This window comes from Pseudomonas sp. M30-35 (genome assembly GCF_002163625.1).
Lineage (GTDB): Bacteria > Pseudomonadota > Gammaproteobacteria > Pseudomonadales > Pseudomonadaceae > Aquipseudomonas.
The window spans coordinates 4841006-4856141 of the sequence record NZ_CP020892.1; the positions used below are offsets into that span (position 1 = coordinate 4841006).

Sequence of the window (15136 nt, forward strand, 5' to 3'; positions counted from 1 at the left end):
TGTTACAACGCTATTTGTAACCACAAAAGGGGGCTTGATAGCCCCCTTTTGTTATCCCGCATTTATTAAGGAGCGACCATGGCCGCTTGCGAAAAACTCCTTGTGTTATACACCGGCGGTACGATTGGCATGCAACAAAGTGCCGACGGTTGGGCCCCGGCATCCGGATTTGAAGCCCGTGTTCGTGCGCAACAATCCGAGGAAGGTCAAGGCCAACTACCCGATTGGATTTTCAGCGAATTACTGCCACCCATCGACAGCGCCAACATGAGCCAAGCCAATTGGTTGGCAATGGTTGACGCAATTCGCGCAGGCATTGAGCAAGACGGCTGCGACGGCGTGCTGGTACTGCAAGGCACTGACACCCTGGCATACAGCGCCGCTGCATTGAGTTTTCTGTTGCTGGGCTTGCCCGTGCCGGTGGTATTGACCGGCGCCATGCTGCCTGCTGGCACCGAAGGTAGCGATGCATGGGGTAATTTGTTCGGTGCCATGCGTGCGCTGCATCAAGAGCAGGCCAGTGGTGTGCAGGTGTATTTCAACGGCGCGTTGATGCATGGCGCACGCGTCAGCAAACTGCAAAGTGACGCCTTTGATGCATTCACTGTGTTACCGCGCCAGCGTGTCAGTCAGCGTGCCGGGCAGATACCAGAGACCATTGATTATCGTCAGCCACGCCACCCGGTAAGCATTGCCGTATTACCCTTCTATCCCGGTATACAGGCTGAACACATCAGCGCACTGCTCAGCAGCGGTATACAAGCACTGCTGCTTGAGTGCTACGGCAGCGGCACAGGCCCCTCGGATAACGCCACGCTATTGGCCGCGCTTAAAACCGCGCATGAGCGTGGCGTTGTCCTCGCGGCAATCAGCCAGTGCCCGCAAGGTCATGTTGAGTTTGGCGTGTATGCAGCCGGTAGCCAGTTGCAAACGGCTGGGCTGGTTTCTGCCGGCGGCATGACTCGCGAAGCGGCGCTGGGCAAGTTATTCTCCTTGCTGGGTGCAGGCCTCACGCAGCAAGAGGTCGAGCATTGGTTCAGCCTTGATCTGTGCGGTGAGCGCGCTGAGTAAACAGCCACAAACAACAATAATAACTAACCGGAGGACAGCAAATGGCCGCCCGTATCGAAGTAGAAGTTCGCCCCGTCAGCGCCGAAGACCACGCAGCTTGGCTGCCACTTTGGCAAGGCTACCAGCGCTTTTACATGACCGAAATTCCGGTCGAGGCCAGCGAAGTTAACTGGCAGCGCTTTCTCGACCCTAATGAGCCGGTCAATGCCGCGCTGGCGTGGCACGACGGCCAGGCGATTGGCCTCGTCCACTGGGTCTACCATCGCTCAACGTGGACCGTTGAAGACTACTGCTATTTGCAGGACTTATTCATCGACAAAAATGTGCGCAGCAATGGCGGCGGGCGCCAACTGATTGAGTTTGTCTACGCGCAAGCGCAACAGGCCAATTGCTCACGCGCTTACTGGCTCACCCACGAGAGCAACAGCAAAGCCATGCTGCTCTATGAACGCATTGCCGAGCGCTCTGGTTTTATCCAGTACCGCAAGCAGTTCAAGTAAGCGCGCAGCCACGCCGAGCAACTCAGCCGCCTTGGATAATTGCCGCATGACTGTGCGGTTCATTCGAAAGGCGGTAGCTCGGGATAACGCGGCAAGCTATCGGCAAACTCCACCCACGGCAAATGCTCCGAGTGCCAATAATGCAGTGTCGGGGTGATCCGCTGCGGCTCATCGAGGCTGCCGATTGTGATATCAATCAAGCCCGGCAGAAAGCTGGCGCTGAACAAAATCTGCGTACCGCAGTGCTCACAGAAACCGCGCTGAGCATCTGCCGATGAAGCGTATAGCTTAGGCTGCGCCTGAGTGAAACGAACTTGGTCCTGTTGATACATTGCCCAGGCTACAGCGGGTGCCGCATGTGCTCGCCGGCACATTGTGCAATGGCAAATAGCTGCCATCACCGGCTCACCGCTCAGCGAGTAACGCACCGCGCCGCACTGACAACCTCCTTCAGCTTTTTGCTCAGCCATGTCCAACTCCTAGTCTATGGAGCAATAAACTTTAGCTGAGGTAAGTTGATGAGCTATTCCAATTAAGCAGCTGTTACAAAACTGTAAGATGACTCCGTTATAAAAAGCGGCTATTCCTAATAACAAGGACTGCTCGCTGCCATGCACCTTCGATCGACCCATCTTGCCCGTTGTATCGCCCTCAGCCTGTTCGCCGGCGTCACCACGCAGGCATTGGCAGCCAGCCAGACAATCAACGACGCGGTCACCGACAGCCAGCAACTTGCTGGCGAGAGCACGCTGACTATTACCAACAGCGGTAGCGTTATTACTAAAAAAGACCCGGCGGTACTGCTTGAGGGCGATACCAGCGGCGCGGGCGTGACCATTGATAACAGCGGCGTTCTGCAATCAAGCAAAGATCGCGGCATAGATAGCGACGATGCAGATGGCCCTGCACGCCACTATCAAATCATCAACCGTGCAGGTGCAACCATTGATGCCGCCAAGCAAGGCATCCGCATCGACGGCGACTTTGCAGGCAGCACGGTGAGTATCGACAACGCGGGCACCATCACCTCGCAAGGCGACCGGGCAATCATGCTCAAGGCGCTGCAAACTGATGTGAAAATTGACATCCTCAACCGCGAAACCGGTGTCATACACGGCGTAGTTGAAGACGCGATGCGCCTCGGTGCCAACGCCACAGTGATTAACCATGGCGAGATCAGCAGCGGCGACTTAACCGCTGATGGCGAGAAATTCGATGGCATCGACTTTGATGAATCATCGGGTGGTAAAGTTGAAAATTACGGCGTTATTTCCGGAGGACGACACGGCATTACCACAGATATTGGCGCCGAGCTGATCAACTATGCTGGCGGCGAAGTAATTGGCCGCAACGGTTCCGGTTTTGGCTCTGACGGTAACGGCAAAGTCACAAACTACGGCTTGATCAGCGGTCGCTATAACGACAGCTTGGCAACCGGTGACGGTGATGGCGTTGATATCGACGGCCAAGGCTACATCGACAACTACGGCACCATCGAAGGCACTGGCGCTGGCGGTGAGAAAGACGGCGCAGCGAATACCGGCGAAGGTATCGCCATGGGCGGCGGCACCATTATCAACCGCGAAGGTGCGACCATCAGCGGTGCCGCCAACGCGGTGCTGATTGATGACAGCGCAACCGGCGGTGCACCGTTCGCCACCCTCCTCGAAAACCACGGCAGCATCCTCGGCCTGAACGGCGACGGTGTGCGCATTATTGGTGAGCAAAACGACAGCGTAATCAATAATGGTTTAATCAGCGGCACCAGCGGTTTAGCACTGGATCTAGGCGGCGGTGATGACAGCCTGACGTTAGGCGCTGGCAGCCAGTTTGTTGGCTTGGTCGACGGCGGCGCCGGGCGCGATAGCGTGACATTGGACGACGCTGCAGGCGGCAGTTTCGGCAACAGCCAGAATTTTGAGTGGCTGGCCGTTAAACAAGGCACCTGGTCCGTCACCAGCAATGACTTCAGCGAAGGCGGTGAGGTTCAGAGCGGCGCACAACTGATCAACCAAGGCCAAATCGGCGGCACGTTGAATGTTAAGTCAGGTGCGACCTACAGCGGCGCTGGCCAACTGCAAAACCTCAATCTGGAAGCAGGTTCAACACTCGCTTTCGCCGTCGCGGCTGACGGCAGCCACACACCCGTGCAGGTCAATGGCACCGCGCAGGTTGATGGTGCCAAGCTGGATGTCCGCGCAGGCAGTGGCGACTATCCAACGCAAAGCAGCTACAGCGTGATTAACGCAACCGGGGGCGTCAGCGGTGAGTTCGCCAGCGTCAGCAGCAACTTTGCCTTCCTCACTCCAACGCTGTCCTACACCGGCAATAGTGTTGAGCTCGAACTGCAGCGCAACGATGTCGCCTTCAGTGATATGGCCAGCGGCGGCAATGCTGCAAGCGCCGCACAGCGCATCACCGCCAGCAGCAACCCAGCCCTCTACAACGCGTTACTAAGCAGTGATGCAAGCAGCGCCAGCGCAGGCCTTGAGCAACTTTCTGGCGCCAGCAACGCCAGCTTGGCCAACGCCACACTGGCAGGCAGCAGTCAGGTCGGTAGCGCCATGCTCGGTGCCATGCAGCAACTCGGTGGCGGCATGAGTGGCAACCTGCAAAGCGCAGTTGACCTGCAAGACGGCCCGCTGCTTGCCGCCAATGGCTTGCCCAACGAGGCGCGCAACCTTAATGATCCGAATGCTCAAGGCAGACTCTGGGTTCAGGCATTGGGCAGCCAAGGCACGCTCGACGGTAACGCGGGCAGCCATGATATCGACCAGAATACTGGGGGCGCGCTAGTCGGTGCCGACTGGGCGCTGAATACGCAATGGCGGCTAGGAGTATTGGCTGGCTATTCAAGCACTGATATTGACGCTGGCAGCGATGCTGATGGCAACGTCGACAGTTATCACATCGGCACTTATGCCTTACGTCAAAGCGGCGCCTATAACTTGCGCCTCGGTGCGGCGTACAGCAGCCATGACGGCGACAGCAAGCGTGAGATCAATTTCAACGGCTTCAACGACACGGTTCGCGGCGACTACGATGCCGACAGCCTGCAAGCTTTTGCTGAACTTGGTTACACCATCAACAGCGGCAAACTGCAGGCCGAGCCTTACGCCAACCTCGGCTACCAACGCTACGAGCGCGACAGCTACAACGAAAAAGGTGGCCCAGCCGCATTGCATGTTGAATCACAAGACCAAGACAACATGACCAGCACCTTTGGTGTGCGCATTGCACGCTTCGATACCCTGGATAACGGCATGAGCTTCACCCCACGCCTCGGCGTCGGCTGGCGCCATGTTTATGGTGACGTCGATAGCAACACGCGCCAGTCATTCCTCAGTGGCGGTACGGCATTCAGCGTTGAAGGCAGCGCGCTGGATCGCAACAGCATGCTCTTGGAGGCAGGCTTTGACGTCGGCATCAGCGCCAAGCAAAACCTCGGCCTGGCCTACAATGGCCAACTCGGTAATGACTCACGCAACCATGCCTTGATTGTGCAGTGGCAGCTTGGTTTCTAAAGCTAGCGCACGGCGAGAGTGCTGCCTTGGCTAGATAGTCTCCTTCGCTGCCCCCGGTGCTTCTTCAAGCGAAGAAATACCGGGGCCGGGAGAGGTTCCTTAGCGAAGCAACAACACAGGAATGGTGGCTGTGCGCAGCATGGTCGTGGTCGTACTGCCAACCAGAAACTGGCGAATGCGTGAGTGCCCGTAAGCGCCCATGACCAGCAGATCAATTCCCTGCTCTGCCTGATAATCGTGCAGAGCAGCCTCCACATCCCCTGAGCGGATCTGCGTTTTGACGTCAAAGCCAGCAGAGAGAAGCACGTCTGCTGCTTTACCCAGAACATCACGGTTATCTGTCGAGTCGACTCCAACCATAACAAGGTGAATCGGCAGGCCTTTGCAAAGCGGGCTGGCGGCGAGCATCTGAACGGTTTTCTGCGCTGTCGGGCTGCCATCGAAAGCGAGCATTACTGTTTCCGGCTTTTTGTAGCGATTGGCGGTGATTAGAATGGGCCGCTGAATTGTCCGCACAACAGCTTCTATCTGGCGACCAAGGGTGCTCGTATCGCGTGCGCTGTCTTCGCCTACTTTACCGATCACCAACAGGCGAATATCGTCCTGAAGATCACTCAGGCTTTCTACCAAATGGCCGTGACGCTGCTTGAGTTCAGGGGCAGCGGCACCGAAGTTGACCGTCCGCTCTCTGGCGCTCTCAAGCATGTGCTGGCCCTGTTCCAGAGCGACTCTGGCACGCTGGGCATCCAAGGTCGCAAGCTCTTCCAGCAGATGCTCCCGGCTACCAAGGCCAATATTGCCGCTCAGGTCAGCTGCAGCCGGGTATTTCTCTTCATCCAATACATGCAACAAGGTAAGTGGCGCATCTACTAATTGTTGCGACGCCCATGCTGCGTAATCGCAGACTGCCAGTGAAGACTGTGAGTTATCAATGCATGCCATTACGTGAGTCATTATCAATATCCTTTAATGATCCATGAGCTTGTCGATGGCATCAGGCTTGTCATGCACGCCAAAGCGATCAACGATTGTGGCGCTTGCTTCATTCAGCCCGAGCACTTCAACCTCGGCACCCTCACGACGGAATTTGATGACCACCTTGTCCAATGCAGCAACGGCAGTGATGTCCCAGAAATGCGCCTGAGTCAGGTCGATGGTAACTTTCTGCAGCGCTTCCTTGAAATCAAAAACGCTGGTGAATTTGTCGGCTGAACTGAAGAACACCTGACCCACAACGCGGTATGTACGATGTGACCCTGCCTCATCAAGACTGCTCTGGATATCGAGGTAATGTCCGATTTTGTTGGCAAAGAACAGCGATGCCAGGAGCACGCCGACCAATACCCCGAAGGCCAGGTTATGCGTCGCGACGACAACCACTACAGTGGCAACCATGACCAGGTTGGTCGACAGCGGGTGATCTTTCAGGTTGCGCAGGGAATCCCAGCTAAAGGTGCCGATGGATACCATGATCATCACCGCAACCAGTGCCGCCATCGGTATCTTGGAGAGCCACTCGCCCAGAAACACCACCATCAGCAACAAGAAGATACCAGCGCACAACGTGGAAAGACGGGTACGACCACCGGACTTCACGTTGATGATCGACTGGCCAATCATCGCGCAGCCAGCCATACCGCCCAACATTCCCGCTGTAATGTTGGCAATACCTTGCCCTTTGCATTCGCGGTTCTTGTTGCTGGTGGTGTCGGTCAAATCGTCAACGATGGTCGCGGTCATCATCGACTCGAGCAAGCCAACAACTGCCAGAGCGGCTGAGTACGGGAAGATGATGCTTAGGGTTTCAAGATTCAGCGGCACTTCAGGCCAGAGGAAAATCGGCAGCGTGTCAGGCAACTGGCCCATGTCACCTACGGTGCGGATATCCAGACCAAGGTAAATGGCAACTGCGGACAGCGTCAGGATGCACACCAGCGGCGAAGGCAACAGCTTGCCGATCTTCGGTACATACGGAAACAGGTAGATTATTCCAAGGCCCGCTGCGGTCATGGCGTAGACATGCCAGGTGACGTTGGTCAGTTCAGGCAGCTGCGCCATGAAAATCAGAATAGCCAGTGCATTAACAAAACCAGTCACCACCGAGCGTGAGACGAAGCGCATCAATGAGCCAAGCTTCAGGTAGCCGGCGAGGATTTGCAGAACCCCACATAGCAAGGTGGCGGCCAACAGGTATTGCAACCCGTGCTCTTTAACCAAGGTGACCATGAGCAGCGCCATGGCACCGGTAGCCGCCGAGATCATGCCCGGACGCCCGCCGACGAAGGCAATAACAGCACAAATACAGAAGGAGGCGTAAAGACCAACCTTGGGGTCGACGCCAGCAATGATGGAGAAGGCAATGGCTTCTGGAACCAATGCCAAGGCGACTACGAGCCCCGCAAGCACGTCTGCACGGACGTTAGAAAACCATGTTTGTTTGAGTGATTGCAGCATCAGAATGTCCAAGGCAATGCATCGCACGCATATTAGGTGAATGGCGAGTGCGTCGATACGAATTCAAGTTGTGATGATTATTTGCTGGATGCTTTGGGTGTAAGAACCGGGCATACAGCCGTACGCACCGCGAGCGAAACAGGCGGGTGCGCGATGTTGCGGGGGGCGTAGCGCTAAGGCGGCGTAGGCTGCCAGTGAGTCATTCGGAGTACCATTATGCGAGTGTTTGCTCAAGGGTGAAACTGAGCGGTAAGTATAGCGTCAAGACACCGCTGATTGCGACCTGCCGAGTGAGTCGCTCCGGTTAAAGCTGAAAAGGCAGACCAAAGATCTGCCCTCTTCTACTTACCTCAAAGCTATTTCAGCGCTTTAATCGCCGCGGCGATAAAGTCGTAGGTTTCCATCTCTTGCTTGTCCATTTCCGGCTCTGGCCATGCACTCCAGACCACTGCAACCAGGTTTTCTTTACGGTTCACATAAACAAACTGGCCAAAAATGCCCTGCGCCTCAAAGGCACCGTCATGCTGAGGTCGCGCGGCTTTGCCGGTAGGGAACAACCACCATTGGTAGCCGTAACCGAGGATGTACTCCCCACCGTAGAGTTTACCTGGCGCCAGGTATGAAGCAGGGTCAACCTCGGTGGCTTTATCCAGCCAGCCCTTTGGCAAGATACGTTCGCCATCAATCACCCCGTCATTAAGGATGAACTGTCCGAAGCGCCCATAATCTTTAAGCGTGGCGGAAAAACCGCTGCTGCCGATTTCTTGGCCCGCCTGAGCATCTAGTTGCCAGAACGCTGGTTTTTCCATGCCCATGCGTGCCCAGATACGGTCTGACAAGTAATCGCTGGTGGTCATGCCAGTAGCCGCGTGAACCAACTCGCTCTGTAGGTGCGATTCGCCGGTGCTGTATTTGAAAACAGTGCCCGGTTTAGATTTACGTTTCAGCTGGCTCAGCTGTTTAACCAACGAGCCCGGCGTATTTGATAGCTGCAGCTCAAACATCTTGCGCCGATCCGACGTCGGGTCGCGATAGGTTTCGTTCCAGTCAGCCCCGGAACTCATGCGCAAAACCTGTTCAACGGTAACGCCGTCATAGGCCCCGCCCTTGAGCGCTGGCAGATATTGGGTCATCGGTGCATTGAGGTTAATTCGGCCTTGCTGCACAGCAGCACCGACCAAGGTCGACGAGATCGACTTAACCACGCTGAATGATGTCCAGCGGGTGTTGGCATCGTTACCCAAACCGTATTTTTCCAGCACCACCTTGCCGTCTTTGATGATCAACACACCGCCAACCCGGTTGCGGCGCATAAAGTCATCGGCGGTTTGCTCGGCACCGTCGGCTTGATAAGTAACGTCGATATTAGCCTGCTGCGGTAACGGATAAACCTTCTCACCACGGGCTACAGCGCGGGTGAAATACAGCTGATCCATATTACGATAAGTACCTGGTTGATACAGCGGCGGTAAATCGTATAAGTCTTGAGCGCGGCCAATATATTGGTGTTTCTCTGGCTTCGATGAGTTATTGGCGGCGTCGGTTTCAGTACTTGCGGTCTGCGCGCACCCACTAATTAACAGGCCAACGGTCATGCTCAGTAAACCGCCTGCGGCTCGCATCGTGATCGACATTGCTGTTCCTTATTTTTTGGGGTCTATGGAAAAGTGGACAGATTGTATGTGTCTAAACCATAGCGATAAATAACTGGCCTGTCCTTATAAGGCGGCAGACTAGAGCAGCTGTAACCAGCTCATAAATACAATTGTGGCGTCTTGCATATATTCGACGTATGTTTTCCCTTCCGTCCAATTAGGGATCGACAGTGGCTAATAGAACCCCTGCTCCGCGCCAACAAACACATTTGGCTGTGTTGATCGATGCCGACAATGCACCACCTGCAATCGTCGAAGGTTTGTTCGAGGAAATTGCCAAATACGGTATTGCCAGTGTCAAACGAATCTACGGAGACTGGACTCGACCACAATTGGCCGGCTGGAAAAAAGTATTGCTCGATCACTCTATTCAACCAATCCAACAGTTCGCCTACACCAAAGGCAAGAACGCCACTGACAGCTCACTGATCATCGATGCGATGGACTTGCTCTACACGCGGCGCTTCGACGGATTTTGCCTGGTATCCAGCGACAGCGATTTCACCCGCCTGGCTGCACGCCTGCGTGAAGAAGGATTGATGGTATACGGGTTTGGCGAGGAGAAAACACCTTCGCCATTTGTCTCGGCATGCGACAAATTCATCTACACCGAAATTCTTCGCTCCGATGCATCTGAAGCAGTTGAAGGCGACGATAAAACCCAATCCAGCAGCCACGATGCCTCTTCCACCGAACCAAACAAGTCCGTCGCCAGCACCAAAGCACAAAAAGTCCCTGTCGATTTTATCGCGAAGGTCATCGACGACATTGATGATGAAAATGGTTGGGTTGGCTTGGGTGCGCTCGGCCAAAATATCAGCAAACTGCGCCCAGCGTTTGACTCACGCTTATATGGTTATAAGAAGCTGAGTGACTTGATTCGCGGCCAAGCCAAGCACTTCGAGTTGCAGTTACGTGGCACCAGTTCAACTGGAGGCGAAGCACTTTATGTGAGGAGTAAAAAAGCTGGCCGGTAAACCTGGCTGATTAACCTGCAACCAAGCATGAGCTAGCGCTGCGTCTGCGCGCCTGACAAATTCACTTCAGCACAGGCCTGAAGAAGCTGCGCTCGTAACTCACAATACATTTGGTTTCTTCTGCGTAGCGAAAAGCTGCCTGGCAGTCTGCGTCAGCCATAGAGTCAATGCGGTACTGCTCGTAAGCTGCAAGGCTGGGAAAGCTAAACAAAGCCAGCGCAACATTATTGGCGCCCTCCGAAGGTAGGAAGTAGCCGTGATGCTGCCCGCCAAACTTCTCTACCAGTGGAATCCAAAGCTGCGCATAGTGTTCGAACTCTGCTTGTTTATAGGCATCGATGATGTAACGCAGATAACAGGTAACCATGGGTTGTCCTTATGATGATTGAAAGCCTGAATCACTCGGCTAGCAAAAGCGTTAGTCACCTCTACGGGGACCCTAACAAAGGTGGCTCAGCCGTTTATCCGCGGCTCCTTAATAGACCGACCAGCCAATCTTGTCGCTAAGCATCTCCAGCGCTTCCAAACCGATCAGCGAGTTACCGGCAGGATTCAACTCCGGTGACCACACGCAAATGGAATAACGCTCAGGAACGATAGCAATGATCCCGCCGCCGACCCCGCTCTTGCCGGGCAAGCCAACGCGATAAGCGAATGTGCCAGCCTCGTTATACAGGCCGCTGGTTGCCATGATCGCGTTAATTTGGGTCACTTGTCGTGGGCTCATCACCCGCTCGCCAGTGAGCCTGTTTACGCCTTGGTTGGCCAGAAAACTAAAGGCGTGCGCCAGATCCACACAGCTCATGCGTAAGGCGCAGTGGTTAAAGTAACTGCGCAGCACTGAGTCGACATCATTATGGAAGTTGCCGAATGACTGCATCAAGTAGGCGGCTGCAGCGTTACGCGCGCGGTGCTCGTATTCAGAAGCCGCCACCACGCTGTCGATCACCACATCACGGTTGCCTGACAGGCGTCGCGCCATGTCACGCATGGCCAGCGAAGGCGCGGCATAGCACGACTGGTTGATATCGCAGATCACCAGTGCGCCGGTGTTAATAAACGGATTTCGCGGAATGCCGCGCTCCAACTCAAGCTGCACCAAGGAGTTAAACGGCTGACCAGAAGGCTCGTAACCGAGCCGGTCCCAGATCGCTTCACCCGAGTGACCAACCGCCTGAACCAGACTGAATACCTTGGAAATACTCTGGATCGAGAACGGCGTTCGCGCATCGCCAGCAGTAAATAACTCACCTTCGTTGCTGTACACAGCAATACCCTGCTGGTTCGGTTCAACACCGCCCAATGCCGGAATATAGTTGGCGACTTTACCCTGCCCAAGCAAAGGTCGGGTTTTCTCAATGATCTCGTCTAACAGCGCTTGCATCAGCCCACTCGTGATAATTCTGAACGGCGTCCAGCCTACAGTTGCTAGACGCATTCCGGCTAGGCGCAATCACACTCGACGGGAAAATCCGAACAAAAAAAGGGAGCCCGAAGGCTCCCGCAGAGAAACTTGTAATTGGATGGTGCGCTCCAGAGCGCAGTCGCTTGTCAGTGTTGTCTACGCATCGCTATTCGATTTCGACTAATACTTCGCCCGGATTTACCCGATCGCCTTTGGCGACATGCACAACCTTGACCGTGCCGTCGATTGGCGCTTGCACTTCGGTCTCCATCTTCATCGCTTCGGTGATCAGCAGTGACTGGCCCGCCTTGACCGTGTCACCCTCCTTAACCAAGACGTCAACGATGTTGCCCGGCATGCTGGTGCTCACATCACCCGGGCCGCTGGCTTGCTTGCGCTTGCCTCCGGCACCCGCGACAAAGTCGTTAAGCGGCTCGAACACCACCTCTTCCGGCATGCCATCGATCGATAGATAGAAGTGACGCTTGCCATCGCCTTTAACGCCAACGCCGGTGATGTCGACGCGGTAGCTTTCACCGTGCACATCGACCACAAACTCGGTCGGCACACCTTCACCGCCAGCCGCTGCGACGCCAGTGCCATCAGGGATTGGCAGCAGCACTTCAGGCACCAAAGTTCCGGCTTCGCGCTCTTCCAGGAACTTGCGCCCGATGTCCGGGAACATGGCGTAGGTCAGCACGTCTTCTTCAGACTTGGCAACAGTACCGATTTCTTTGCGCAGCTTGGCCAGCTCTGGCTTGATCAAGTCAGCCGGGCGGATATCGATGACTTCTTCGCTGCCAATGGCCTGTTTGCGCAACTTCTCGTTGACCTTGCCCGGCGCCTTACCGTAACGGCCTTGCAGGTAAAGTTTGACCTCGTTGGTGATGGTCTTGTAACGCTCGCCTGCGAGTACGTTGAACACCGCCTGAGTGCCGACGATTTGCGAGGTTGGCGTCACCAACGGCGGGAAACCGAGGTCTTCACGGACCCTTGGAATCTCCGCAAATACTTCGTTGATACGGTTAAGCGCGCCCTGCTCTTTAAGCTGGTTGGCGAGATTGGACATCATCCCGCCAGGCACTTGATTGACTTGTACACGGGTATCGACTGCGGTGAACTCGCTTTCAAACTGGTGATACTTCTTACGCACCGCGTGGAAGTACAAACCGATTTCCTGAATCAGCGCCAGATCAAGACCGGTGTCGTATTGGCTGCCGCGCAGCGCTGCAACCATCGACTCAGTGCCCGGGTGGCTGGTACCCCATGCGAAGCTGGAGATGGCAGTGTCGATATGATCAGCACCGGCTTCAATCGCCTTGAGCTGACACATTGACCCCATGCCTGCGGTGTCGTGGCTGTGGATAAATACCGGCAGATCGATTTCATCTTTCAGCGCTTTAACCAAATCAGCGGTGGCGTATGGGGTCAGCAGGCCTGCCATGTCCTTGATCGCGATAGAGTCGATGCCCATCGCTTGCATGGCTTTGGCCTGGTCGACAAACGCCTGAGTGGTATGCACCGGGCTGACGGTGTAGCTGATGGTGCCCTGAGCGTGCTTGCCAGCTGCTTTTACTGCCTCGATGGATACGCGCAGATTACGCACATCGTTCATCGCATCAAAAATACGGAACACGTCGATGCCGTTAACCGCCGCCTTGGCGACGAATGCCCTGACGACATCATCGCTGTAGTGCCGATAACCCAGCAGGTTTTGGCCACGCAGCAACATTTGCAGGCGCGTATTAGGCAGCGCAGCCTTGAGTTGGCGCAGACGCTCCCACGGATCTTCCTTGAGAAAGCGTACGCAAGCATCGAACGTAGCGCCGCCCCAGACTTCCAGCGACCAGTAACCGACCTGATCGAGCTTGGCGCAGATCGGCAGCATGTCGTCGAGACGCATGCGCGTGGCCAGCAACGACTGGTGAGCGTCGCGCAGGATGGTGTCGGTAACAGTGATTTTTTTAACCATTTCTCAATTCCTCACAGGCCAGCGTGGGCAGCAATTGCAGTGGCGATGGCGATGGCCAGGTGCGACGGGTTACGTTTGATCGAGTACTCGGTCAGTTCCGGATGACTCTCGACGAAGCTGGTGTTGAACTGGCCGCTACGGAATTCCGGGTTGCGCAGAATTTCCTGATAATAGGCGGCGGTGGTCTTGACTCCCTGCACGCGCATGTCATCCAGGGCGCGCAAGCCGCGATCCATGGCCTCTTCCCAGGTCAGCGCCCAGACAATCAGCTTGAGGCACATCGAGTCGTAATACGGCGGAATGGTGTAGCCGGTATAGATCGCCGTGTCGGTGCGCACGCCGGGGCCGCCGGGCGCGTAGTAACGGGTGATCTTGCCGAACGACGGCAGGAAGTTGTTCTTCGGGTCTTCGGCGTTAATCCGAAACTGCAGGGCAAACCCACGGTGAATAATGTCTTCCTGCTTAACCGACAACGGCAAGCCGGAAGCGATACGAATCTGCTCGCGAACGATGTCGATCCCAGTGATCTCTTCGGTGATGGTGTGTTCCACCTGCACCCGTGTATTCATCTCCATGAAATACACCTCGCCCTCGGCGAGCAGAAACTCCACGGTGCCAGCATTCTCGTAACCTACAGCTTGCGCTGCACGCACCGACAGATCACCAATATAAGCGCGCTGCTCGGGGGTTAACTGAGGGCTGGGAGCGATTTCGATGAGTTTCTGGTTGCGTCGCTGAATCGAGCAATCACGCTCAAACAGATGCACGACATTGCCGTGGCTGTCCGCGAGGATCTGCGCTTCGATGTGCTTAGGGTTAACAATGCATTTTTCGAGAAAGACTTCAGCGCTGCCGAAAGCCTTGGTCGCTTCAGAAATGACTCGCGGGTAAGCCTGCTCAAGCTCAGCTTTACTGTTACAGCGACGAATACCGCGACCGCCACCTCCCGAGGTGGCTTTGAGCATCACCGGATAGCCAATCCGCTCGGCTTCTGTCAGTGCCTCGGTAATATCGGCGACGTTGCCTTCAGTACCGGGCGTGACCGGTACACCGGCCTTGATCATGCTACGACGGGCTTCGGTTTTATCACCCATGCGCCGGATCACTTCAGCGCTAGGGCCAATAAACTTGATGCCACGCTCGGCACAGATGTCCGCAAGCTCGGCGTTTTCCGAAAGAAATCCATAACCGGGATGCAGTGCATCACAACCGGTTTCGACCGCCAGATTGACCAGCTTGCGCGGGTTCAGATAACCCGCCAGCGGGTCATCGCCAAGGCTGTGCGCCTCATCAGCCCGTTTTACGTGCAACGCCATGCGGTCAGCGTCAGAGTAGACAGCCACCGAGCGAATCCCCATCTCGGCGCAAGCACGCACGATACGGACGGCTATCTCGCCGCGGTTAGCAATCAGGATTTTCTTGATCACAAGTGTTGTCCTCGAGCATTGGGCAAACAAACCCCGCTCCATCGACTTTCTGTAAGCGGTTGTGTCTCAACCCTACGCCGCTTAATCAATTACCTAAAATCAATAATTATTTGATTACCCATAAGTAAAAACTTATATATAGGTTTTCAGG

General features: G+C 55.4%; 12 protein-coding genes. 4 read left to right on the forward strand and 8 right to left on the reverse strand.

Annotation, left to right across the window (positions count from 1 at the left end):
• Window positions 1-78 precede the first annotated feature (78 nt).
• The gene (locus B9K09_RS22125) at window positions 79-1071 is read left to right on the forward strand and encodes an asparaginase (RefSeq protein ID WP_087518836.1); all 993 of its coding nucleotides are present in this window, start codon (window positions 79-81) and stop codon (window positions 1069-1071) included.
• A 41-nt stretch (window positions 1072-1112) separates the two neighbouring features.
• Window positions 1113-1571, forward strand: coding sequence for a GNAT family N-acetyltransferase (locus B9K09_RS22130; protein ID WP_177408690.1), 459 nt, complete (start codon window positions 1113-1115; stop codon window positions 1569-1571).
• A gap of 59 nt (window positions 1572-1630) precedes the next feature.
• Here the strand turns inward: B9K09_RS22130 and B9K09_RS22135 are convergent, their stop codons facing one another.
• A complete protein-coding gene (locus B9K09_RS22135) occupies window positions 1631-2041 on the reverse strand; it encodes a GFA family protein (RefSeq protein ID WP_087518837.1) in 411 nt (136 codons plus the stop codon).
• 141 nt (window positions 2042-2182) lie between these two features.
• Between B9K09_RS22135 and B9K09_RS22140 the strand changes: the two genes are divergently transcribed.
• Window positions 2183-5095: an autotransporter outer membrane beta-barrel domain-containing protein gene (locus B9K09_RS22140; RefSeq protein ID WP_087518838.1), complete on the forward strand. Its 2913-nt coding sequence runs from the start codon at window positions 2183-2185 to the stop codon at window positions 5093-5095.
• Window positions 5096-5194: 99 nt separating this feature from the next.
• Here the strand turns inward: B9K09_RS22140 and B9K09_RS22145 are convergent, their stop codons facing one another.
• The 3 genes from B9K09_RS22145 to B9K09_RS22155 form a co-directional block, all read right to left on the reverse strand.
• The gene (locus B9K09_RS22145; RefSeq protein WP_087518839.1) at window positions 5195-6049 is read right to left on the reverse strand and encodes a universal stress protein; all 855 of its coding nucleotides are present in this window, start codon (window positions 6047-6049) and stop codon (window positions 5195-5197) included.
• A 12-nt stretch (window positions 6050-6061) separates the two neighbouring features.
• Window positions 6062-7549 carry a SulP family inorganic anion transporter gene (locus B9K09_RS22150; protein WP_087518840.1) on the reverse strand — a complete coding sequence of 496 codons (1488 nt, stop codon included), beginning with the start codon at window positions 7547-7549 and terminating at the stop codon, window positions 6062-6064.
• Window positions 7550-7905: 356 nt separating this feature from the next.
• Window positions 7906-9177 carry a serine hydrolase gene (locus tag B9K09_RS22155; RefSeq protein ID WP_087519242.1) on the reverse strand — a complete coding sequence of 424 codons (1272 nt, stop codon included), beginning with the start codon at window positions 9175-9177 and terminating at the stop codon, window positions 7906-7908.
• A gap of 197 nt (window positions 9178-9374) precedes the next feature.
• On the opposite strand from B9K09_RS22155, the gene B9K09_RS22160 reads away from it, so the two are divergent.
• Window positions 9375-10181 carry an NYN domain-containing protein gene (locus tag B9K09_RS22160; protein WP_087518841.1) on the forward strand — a complete coding sequence of 269 codons (807 nt, stop codon included), beginning with the start codon at window positions 9375-9377 and terminating at the stop codon, window positions 10179-10181.
• Window positions 10182-10242: 61 nt separating this feature from the next.
• Here B9K09_RS22160 and B9K09_RS22165 read toward each other — a convergent pair whose 3' ends face one another.
• The 4 genes from B9K09_RS22165 to B9K09_RS22180 all read right to left on the reverse strand — a co-directional run bounded on the left by B9K09_RS22165 (window position 10243) and on the right by B9K09_RS22180 (window position 14985).
• Complete coding sequence (locus B9K09_RS22165) at window positions 10243-10548, reverse strand: NIPSNAP family protein (RefSeq protein WP_087518842.1); 306 nt, start codon at window positions 10546-10548, stop codon at window positions 10243-10245.
• A gap of 108 nt (window positions 10549-10656) precedes the next feature.
• Window positions 10657-11565, reverse strand: a complete 909-nt coding sequence (glsB, locus tag B9K09_RS22170) for a glutaminase B (RefSeq protein WP_087518843.1) — start codon at window positions 11563-11565, stop codon at window positions 10657-10659.
• A 187-nt stretch (window positions 11566-11752) separates the two neighbouring features.
• Window positions 11753-13558, reverse strand: coding sequence for a sodium-extruding oxaloacetate decarboxylase subunit alpha (gene oadA, locus B9K09_RS22175; RefSeq protein ID WP_087518844.1), 1806 nt, complete (start codon window positions 13556-13558; stop codon window positions 11753-11755).
• 11 nt (window positions 13559-13569) lie between these two features.
• Window positions 13570-14985: an acetyl-CoA carboxylase biotin carboxylase subunit gene (locus B9K09_RS22180; protein ID WP_087518845.1), complete on the reverse strand. Its 1416-nt coding sequence runs from the start codon at window positions 14983-14985 to the stop codon at window positions 13570-13572.
• Window positions 14986-15136: the final 151 nt, after the last annotated feature.

Excerpts from the sequence above, each read along its gene's own strand:
- B9K09_RS22125 (WP_087518836.1), top strand. The coding sequence starts at position 79 with ATGGCCGCTTGCGAAAAACTCCTTGTGTTATACACCGGCGGTACGATT.
- B9K09_RS22130 (WP_177408690.1), top strand. The coding sequence starts at position 1,113 with ATGGCCGCCCGTATCGAAGTAGAAGTTCGCCCCGTCAGCGCCGAAGAC.
- B9K09_RS22135 (WP_087518837.1), bottom strand. The coding sequence starts at position 2,041 with ATGGCTGAGCAAAAAGCTGAAGGAGGTTGTCAGTGCGGCGCGGTGCGT.
- B9K09_RS22140 (WP_087518838.1), top strand. The coding sequence starts at position 2,183 with ATGCACCTTCGATCGACCCATCTTGCCCGTTGTATCGCCCTCAGCCTG.
- B9K09_RS22145 (WP_087518839.1), bottom strand. The coding sequence starts at position 6,049 with ATGACTCACGTAATGGCATGCATTGATAACTCACAGTCTTCACTGGCA.
- B9K09_RS22150 (WP_087518840.1), bottom strand. The coding sequence starts at position 7,549 with ATGCTGCAATCACTCAAACAAACATGGTTTTCTAACGTCCGTGCAGAC.
- B9K09_RS22165 (WP_087518842.1), bottom strand. The coding sequence starts at position 10,548 with ATGGTTACCTGTTATCTGCGTTACATCATCGATGCCTATAAACAAGCA.
- glsB (WP_087518843.1), bottom strand. The coding sequence starts at position 11,565 with ATGCAAGCGCTGTTAGACGAGATCATTGAGAAAACCCGACCTTTGCTT.
- oadA (WP_087518844.1), bottom strand. The coding sequence starts at position 13,558 with ATGGTTAAAAAAATCACTGTTACCGACACCATCCTGCGCGACGCTCAC.